This window comes from Acidisphaera sp. L21, from assembly GCF_009765685.1.
Taxonomy (GTDB): domain Bacteria; phylum Pseudomonadota; class Alphaproteobacteria; order Acetobacterales; family Acetobacteraceae; genus LMUY01.
In genome coordinates this window covers 1-7,865 of record NZ_LMUY01000005.1, presented here as the reverse complement: position 1 = coordinate 7,865, position 7,865 = coordinate 1, and the positions used below count along the sequence as shown (strand labels likewise).

The 7,865-nt window shown below is 66.5% G+C and carries 8 protein-coding genes; all 8 read right to left on the bottom strand.

The features are described 5' to 3' along the window. A partial coding sequence (locus tag GSQ76_RS00670; RefSeq protein ID WP_158741993.1) for a molybdopterin cofactor-binding domain-containing protein occupies positions 1 to 1,240 on the bottom strand: 1,240 nt, incomplete at its 3' end. Beyond that, positions 1,240 to 1,689, bottom strand: coding sequence for a (2Fe-2S)-binding protein (locus GSQ76_RS00665; protein ID WP_254070162.1), 450 nt, complete (start codon positions 1,687 to 1,689; stop codon positions 1,240 to 1,242). The genes GSQ76_RS00670 and GSQ76_RS00665, both read right to left, overlap by 1 nt. A gap of 164 nt (positions 1,690 to 1,853) precedes the next feature. After that, positions 1,854 to 2,348 (bottom strand): GNAT family N-acetyltransferase, encoded by a 495-nt coding sequence (locus tag GSQ76_RS00660; RefSeq protein WP_216850836.1) that lies wholly within the window; start codon positions 2,346 to 2,348, stop codon positions 1,854 to 1,856. A gap of 155 nt (positions 2,349 to 2,503) precedes the next feature. After that, positions 2,504 to 3,421, bottom strand: a complete 918-nt coding sequence (locus GSQ76_RS00655; protein WP_158741990.1) for an enoyl-CoA hydratase/isomerase family protein — start codon at positions 3,419 to 3,421, stop codon at positions 2,504 to 2,506. 13 nt (positions 3,422 to 3,434) lie between these two features. Further along, positions 3,435 to 4,592, bottom strand: coding sequence for a galactonate dehydratase (dgoD, locus tag GSQ76_RS00650; protein WP_158741989.1), 1,158 nt, complete (start codon positions 4,590 to 4,592; stop codon positions 3,435 to 3,437). Positions 4,593 to 4,615: 23 nt separating this feature from the next. After that, positions 4,616 to 5,683 (bottom strand): ABC transporter ATP-binding protein, encoded by a 1,068-nt coding sequence (locus GSQ76_RS00645; protein WP_158741988.1) that lies wholly within the window; start codon positions 5,681 to 5,683, stop codon positions 4,616 to 4,618. Positions 5,684 to 5,685: 2 nt separating this feature from the next. After that, positions 5,686 to 7,446 carry an iron ABC transporter permease gene (locus tag GSQ76_RS00640; RefSeq protein ID WP_158741987.1) on the bottom strand — a complete coding sequence of 587 codons (1,761 nt, stop codon included), beginning with the start codon at positions 7,444 to 7,446 and terminating at the stop codon, positions 5,686 to 5,688. Further along, the coding region (locus tag GSQ76_RS00635) for a hypothetical protein (protein WP_216850835.1) at positions 7,443 to 7,865 on the bottom strand (423 nt) is incomplete at its 5' end. The genes GSQ76_RS00640 and GSQ76_RS00635, both read right to left, overlap by 4 nt.

Here is a 7,865-nt window from a genome sequence, read left to right as displayed (position 1 = left end):
CGCGCACCGGCCGCCCGACCGCGCGGGACAATAGCGCCGCGTCCCCCGTTACGTCGTCGGCGCAGTTGCGGCCGTAGCAGCCGGCCGCCTCCAGCCGGATCACCTCCACCTCGTGCACCGGCATGTCCAGCAACCGAGCCAGGTCGCCACGCAATAGATGCGGGTTCTGCGTCCCCGACCACACCACCAGGCGACCCGGTGCGTGATCCGCCACCGCGCAGGATGGGCCGATCGAGCCATGCATCTGATACGGCCAGCTATAGGTTCGCGTCAGCCGGGTCGCTGCCCCTGCCAGCGCCGCATCCACGTCGCCAGTATTCAGCAACATGCGCCGTGTCGCAGGCTGGCGCCGCAACGCGCCATCGACATCGCCCAAATCCAGGCCCGGCGTCAGCGCCTTCCATTCCACCCGCAGCGCGCGCATGGCGGCGTCGGCCTGTTCCTCCCGATCGGCCACGATGCCGACGAAATCGCCGCGGCTGACGACGGCGACGATGCCCGGCAGATGGGCGACCGAACCCTCATCCACCGAGACCAGGCTGCGCCCGATGAACGGTCCGCTGTCGTGGCCCAGATACGGCGGCCGCACCACCCGGCCATGCAGCATCCCCGGCACGCGAATGTCGTGGACGAACGAGAAACGCCCCACCGCCTTGTCCGGAATATCGACCCGGCGCACCGACGTGCCGACCAACCGATAGCTGCCCGGATCCTTCAGCACCACTATATCGTCCAGGTCCACATGCAGTGCTCGGTCCTGCAGCAACGCCCCATAGCTGACCGACGCGTCGGCCCCAACCACCACCCCATCATGGATGTGCAACTGGTCCGCCGGCGTGTTCAGCGCATCCGCGGCCAGGGCCAGCAGCATATGCCGGGCCTGCGCGGCCGCCCGGCGCAGCGGCTCGGCCGTGATCTGGATCGTTTCGCTGGCAATGGTCGGCCCCTGGTCCGGCGCACGCTCCGTATCGCCCAACACCATCGTCACCCGCTCGGGCGCCACGTCCAGTTCCTCGGCCACGATCTGCGTGAGGGCCGTCCTAATCCCGGTGCCCAGATCCACATGCCCGTTGAAGCCGAACACGCCACCCTCCGCCGTGATGGCGATGAAGATGTCCACGTCGTCCGGGCGATTGACCGTGACCGCCACGGGAACCAATCCCTGCGCTTGGACCGGCGGCCGCGTGATCAGCAGCACCCCACTGCGAGCCAACAGATCGGCACGGGTCGGGATGTCCATCACGCCCGTTCCGCCACGGCACGGCGAATGGCGGCCAGAATTTCGACATGGGTGCCGCAGCGGCACAGGTTATGCGCGAGTTCGTCCCGGATCTGCCGCTCGGTCGGTTGCGGCACCCGGCGCAGCAGTCCCTCCGTCGCGATGATCATGCCGTTCAGGCAATAGCCGCATTGCGCCGCCTGCTCCGTGATGAAGGCGCGTTGCACCGGACCGGGGGCGCCGTCGATCGCCAGCCCCTCCAGCGTCACGACCTCTCGCCCCACGACGGCGGACGCAGGCACGCAGCACGACCGGACGCTGCGCCCGTCCACCAGCACCATGCACGCCCCGCACTCACCCAGGCCACAACCGTATTTCGGCCCGTTCAGCGCCAGGTCGTTGCGCAGGATGAACAACAGCTTGGTGCTGCCGGGCAGCGCCAGATGATGCTCCGTGCCATTGACGCGCAAGCGTATTCCTCGCCCGAGGGGCGGACCATCAGACATACGACGTGTGCGGCCTGCCCTGCCCTGGCGCCGTGGCGGCTTCGGTCGCCCTGCTCTGCATCCCAACCCCATACGATCGCTCGGCCGGAAGCGTACACATGGGGGCCGAAAAAGGGAAATTGGGTCCGCTAGCCCAGACTCTTCCCCAAAACGACGAAGTGCAGGTCGTCCCGCTTGGGTCTGCCGAACCGGTCGCTGTCGTAGGGAAACGGCTCCGTCGCGCCGGTCGGCAGGTAGCCACGGCGGCCATACCAGGCGAGCAGCGTGTCGCGAAGGTTGACCACCGTCATCCGGATCGCCCGGCCACCGCGCTGGCGCACCCAATCCTCCGCCGCCGCCAGCAGCGTCCGGCCCAACCGGGCATTCTGCACCCGCGGATCGACGGTCAGCGACCCGACATACCAGACATCCGCCGCCTCCGGCTCCAGCCAGACGCAGCCCAGCAAGGCATCATCCGACGCCCGCCAGATCAGAAGACTGGCAGCCGGATTGGCGGCGATGTCCTGCCGCAGCATGACGTCACTGGTCCGGTCACCATCCATGTAGGCGGCTTCGGTGTTCCACCCGGCATCGACATTGTCGCCGCGATAGGCATGGTTCATCAGCGCAACGATCGCTGGCACGTCCGCACCCGTCGCCACCTGCAGGGCAGCTTGGCTTGTTCCTCTGCTTGTATCGTCCGGCACGAAACGTCCCCGTTCAGCAGTCCTACGTCTTGCCGGCATCGCCCGGCCGGGTCAACGCGCGGCGATCGCCCCGGCCCCCCGCCCAGCCCGCCTCAAAACTCGCCGCTGCGATACGCCTCGTCCAACCGCGCCGCATCGGCCTCGGACGGTTCCTCCCACGCCGGGCCACGGCGGCGCAGCGCACCGTCGAAATTCGGTGGCCGCTTGGCGTTGAACGCCGCCCGTCCCTCCTCCCCATCCGTGGTCGCCTGGATCAGCAGCGAGTTCATCAGCGTCTGCACCTGCCAGGCCTGGTCGACCGGCACATCGGCGTAGCGGATCACGAACTCCTTCATCATGCGCACCGCCACCGGCGGCAGCGTGGTGATGTGCCGGGCCAGCCGCTCCGCCCGTTCCATCAATTGGCCATGCGGCACGACCTCGTTGATCAGGCCGATCCGCAGCGCCTCGTCCGCGCCGAACGGCTCGTCGGTCAGCAGAATCTTCATCGCGTCTGCATGGCGGATCTGCCGGGTCAGCAGCGTGGCGCCGGGGCCGTGGCCCAGCCAACCCTGGGTCAGCAGCGCGAACTTGAACCGTGCGTGTTCCGCGCTGGCGATGCGGATGTCGGTGGACGCCAGCAGCATGTAGAACCCGGCGCCCGCCGCCCAGCCATTCACCGCCGCGATCACCGGCTTCCACACCCGGGGATAATGGTCGCCCATGCGTCCATCCACCCCCGTGCGCTGCCCGTTCACCGTGCCCGACAGCGGCCAGAAGACCCGCTTCGTGCGCAGGTACTCCCGATCCTCATCCGTCAGATGCGGTTTCGGCGCCAGGTTGTGGCCACCGCAGAAATGCTTGTCCCCGGCGCCCGTCACGATGGCGCAGCGTATGTCCGGATCCTCCCAAAGATCGGTCCAGCACGCCGAAATCTCGTCCGACATCTGCTTGTCGAGGATGTTGGCCTTGGCCGGGTTGTTGAGGGAGATGTAGGCGACCCCATTGCGCTTGACGTAATCGACTGGCATCGCCGTTCCCCTGCTATTGATCCACCATCGAGCCGTCGCGATGCGGCCGCATGGCGATGCGGCGCGGCTTTGGCGGAAAGCGGCGCACCAAATCCGGCGCCATCTCCATCCCGATCCCCGGCGCGTCGGGGATCCGGATGAATCCGTCCACCGGTAGATCCAGCCCGGTCATCATGTTTTCCCCCGCCAGCCCTTCCCGCCCGTCCAGCCCCGGCGAGCCGACCGGGTATTCCTGGATGGCGAAGTTGGGCACGCAGGCATCCACCTGCAAACAAGCAGCCAGGCTCAGTGGCGAGAGCGGATTATGCGGCACCACCAGCGTGTCATGCGCCTCCGCCATGGCGGCGATCTTCTTCGTCGCGGTGATGCCGCCGACGATGCAGACGCAGGGCCGCAAATACTGCACCGCCTGCCGGGTCAACAGCGCCTGGAATTGGTAGATGCTGGTGAAACGCTCCCCCGTGGCGATCGGGATGGGAATGTGGTCCTGCACCCAGGCCATCGCGTCGCCGCTATTGGGCCGCAGCGGGTCTTCGTAGAACATCGGCTTGTACTGCTCGATCCCGCGCGCCAGCACGACCGCCTCGGGCGGGGTCAGCCGGCGATGGATTTCGATGCAGAGGTCGACATGCGGCCCCACCGCCTCGCGCAGGCGACGCACATTGTCGATCGCCTCCTCCATCTTATAGGCGTGCGACCGGTAGTAAGGCTGGTCCTCTTCCTCATCCAGCAGCGGGTTCAGGTGGCCGAGCGCGGTGTAGCCCATCTCCTTCAGCCGCACCGCTTCCCGCACCAAATCCTCGATCGTGCGGCCCTTCACGTGGCCGTAGACCCGGGCGGTATCGCGCATCTTGCCGCCGAGCAATTGGTAGACGGGGACGCCGAAATGCTTGCCCTTGATGTCCCACAGCGCGATGTCGATGGCCGAGACCGCCCCCGTGATCGCCGCACCGGTGAAATGATGCGCCCGCAGCATCACGTTCCAATGGTGCTCGATCAGTTGCGGGTCCTTACCCACCAAGTAGTCGCCGAACTTGGTGATCGCCGTGGCGCTCGCCTCCAAATGGCCCCAGGCGCCAGACTCGCCGAAACCTTCCAGCCCGGTGTCCGTCTGGATCCGGACCAGCAGAAAACGGTCCACCAGCAATGGTTCGACATGCGTGATCTTCATGCGACGTATCTCCGTGGAAGGGCTCAGATCGCGGCTTCGGCGACCTCTGGGACCAGGGTGATGTTGGCGGGGTCGACCCGCAGGTGGATCGAGGCGCCTTGCTGCATACGGCTATGCGCCGGCAAATCCGCCCGAAGCCGCAGCCCGCCGGCGGAGATCTCGCAGCTCAGCGAATTGCCGAGGTAGCCGACGCGTTCCACCTGGGCGGCAAAGACATTCTCCCCGCCCGCCTCCCCGGCAATCTGCACGTTTTCCGGCCGGATGCAGACCAGCAGATCCGCGTCCCCGCTCGCGGGGGTCGCCGCGTTGAGGCGGAGGTCTCCAACCCGGATCCTGCCCGGCCCGTCCAGCACGCCCGGCAGCAGATTGGCGTTGCCGACGAATTCCGCAGCGAAGCGGCAGTTCGGGGTTTCATACAGGTCGCGCGGCGTCCCCTGCTGCACGATGCGGCCGTTCCGCATCAGGATCACGCGGTCGCTCATCGCCATCGCTTCCGCCTGGTCGTGCGTGACGTAGACGGAGGTGCGGCCCAGACGCCGCTGCAACTCGGTCAACTCCACCCGCATGCGCTCGCGCAGCCCGGCATCCAGATTGCTCAGCGGCTCATCGAACAACAGCAACCGGGGCGAGGTGACCACGGCACGCGCCACCGCCAGCCGCTGCTGCTGGCCGCCGCTGAGCTCCGTGCCGTAGCGTTTCTCGAACGCACCCAGCCCGACCATCTCCAGCGTGTCCCGCACCCGGCGCGTCAATTCCGCCGTGGGCACGCGTTGGCTCCGCAGACCATAGGCGACGTTTTCGAACACCGTCATGTGCGGCCACACGGCGTAGGACTGGAACACCATGTTCACGCCGCGCTTGTTCGGTGGCACCTCCCACGACCCGTCGGCCACCCTCTGCCCGCCAATTGCGATGCGGCCCGACGACGCCGTCTCCAGCCCGGCGATGCAGCGCAACGTGGTCGTCTTCCCGCAGCCGGATGGGCCGAGCAGTGAAACGAACTCCCCCTCCCGCACATCGAACGATACGTCATCCACGGCCAGATATTGGCCATAGCGAATGCTCAGCCGATCGACCTGTAATTGCGCCATCGTCACACCGCCTGGGTTAGTCGGACACGGAACACGAATTGCCCCATCAACACGCCGCCGATCAGGATGACGGTCTGGATCAACCCCAATACCGCCGCCTTCTGCTGGTCGCCGTAATCCAGGTAGTTCCACGACACGGTGGACAGCACCTCGTTACTGGGCGAGGCGAGCAGGATGGCGGCACTGATCTCCCGGACGGAAAAGATGAACACCATCACCCAGGCCGACAGCAGCGCCGGGCGGATCAGCGGCACCGTCACCCGCCACAGGGTCCGGCCATGCGCCGCCCCGCAGAGCGACGACGCTTCCTCCCACGATTTGTCGATCTGCAGCAGGGCCGTGTCGCTGATGCGGTAAGCGAACGGCAGGTAGGAGGCGAGGAAGGCCAGCACCAGAATCCAGATCGTCCCGTAGACCGGCGTGGTGACGTAGGTCCAGAAGATGCCGGTGCCGAGCACGATGCCGGGAATGGCGATCGGGAACATCGCCAGGTAGTCCAGGGTGCGGGCGAACGGAACGCGTAGCCGTCGTATGGCAAAGGCCAGCAGCACCGCAAACCCCACGCAGATCGTGGGCGTGACGACGCCGACCAGCAGCGTGTTGACGATGGAATCCGTCACCTCCGGCGCATCACGCGCCCACATGACATTGTCCAGCGTCCAGGGCGCATGCAGCACGGAGGCGGTGATGTAGCGGGTGAGCGCCGTATAGATCAGCGCCAGATAGGGCAGACCTATCGCCAGCAGGACGTAGACCGCGATCACCGCCATGGCCGGTCCACGCCAGCCGCGCAGCCGCACCTGGCGTATCCGAAAGCCGCGGGCCGTGACCGTGACGAAGCGCCGTGCGGATTGGGAAGCGAAGCGATACAGCATCACCCCCATGACCGACACCCAGAACAGCACCGTGCCCACGGCGGCAGACTTGCCGTAATCGATCGGATAGCTGGCGCTGGTCTGGAACACGATCACCGCCAGAAACGGCACCCGGCTGGCGCCGCCCAACACGGCAGGGATCGAGAAAGTGCCCGCCGCCAGCACGAAAATGAAGAAATAGGCCGAAATCAGGGCCGGCCGCAGCACAGGCAAGGTAATCCGCAACGCCGTGGAGACGATGCCGGCGCCATTGAGGTACGATGCCTCCTCCATCGCCGGGTCCATATTGCGCAACGAGGACGACACGGTGAGGTAGGCGTACGGCACGAAATACAGCGCCATCACGCAGACGATGCCGGTCGTCGTCACCACGTTGATCAGCGGCGTGCGCAGCCCGAGGAAGTCGCGCGCCATCACGTTGATCAGCCCGGATTTCGGCGACCCCAGGATCAGCCACGCCAAACCGCCGACGAACGGCGACAGGAACAGCGGCGCGATCAGGCAGAGTTCCAGGAAGCCCTTGCGTGGAATGTCGGTCCGCGCCACCAGCCAGGCTGTCGCCACGCCCACCACCGTCGCCAACGCCGCAACGCCGCCGGACATCATCAGCGTGAAGCCCAGCGCGTGCAGGTAGGGCCAGGTCGTGTAGACCAGGCGCAATTTCTGCAGGGTGAAATGCGCGTTGGGATCGGCCATGCCGCCGCTCATCAACGCGCCGACGAACATGAACACGGCAGGCAGCACCACCAGCACCAGAAGTATCGCGATCAGCACCACCGAAAGGCCGTAGCGACGCCGCAGCCGGGTCAGCAGCGCCGGCTGCATCACGCCCCCGGCGGCAGGCGGTGCCGACAGCCCAGGCGCCAGGCTGTTCGCCTGTGCCGTCATTGGGCGCTATCGGTCTGGTAGCCGAAGAGTTTGTTCCAGACCGGGATTATCGGTTTCGCCGGGTCGGCGAAGGCCGGCTCCTTCAGATAGCTGAGGTAGACGTCCTTTGGCTCGGCATACCAAGACTCACCGAACCAATCCTTGTGCGCCGCCTTTCTGGGATCGATGACGCCGGGCAAGGAGGGATACACGCTGGTGTAGTTCAGCCACTCCGCCTGCCCGTCGGGGCCTAGTGCCCATTCCTGGAACAGCCGCGCCCCGTTCGGCTTCGGCGCTTTGGCCGACACGATCTGCACCAACGGATTGCCCGGCGTCGGGTCGGGGAAGAACCAGCGAACCGGCGCACCCTTGGCGTACAGCTCCGTCATGTTGCTCTGCACAGCCATGTCGGATACCGCGAATTCGCCAGCCGCCAGCCG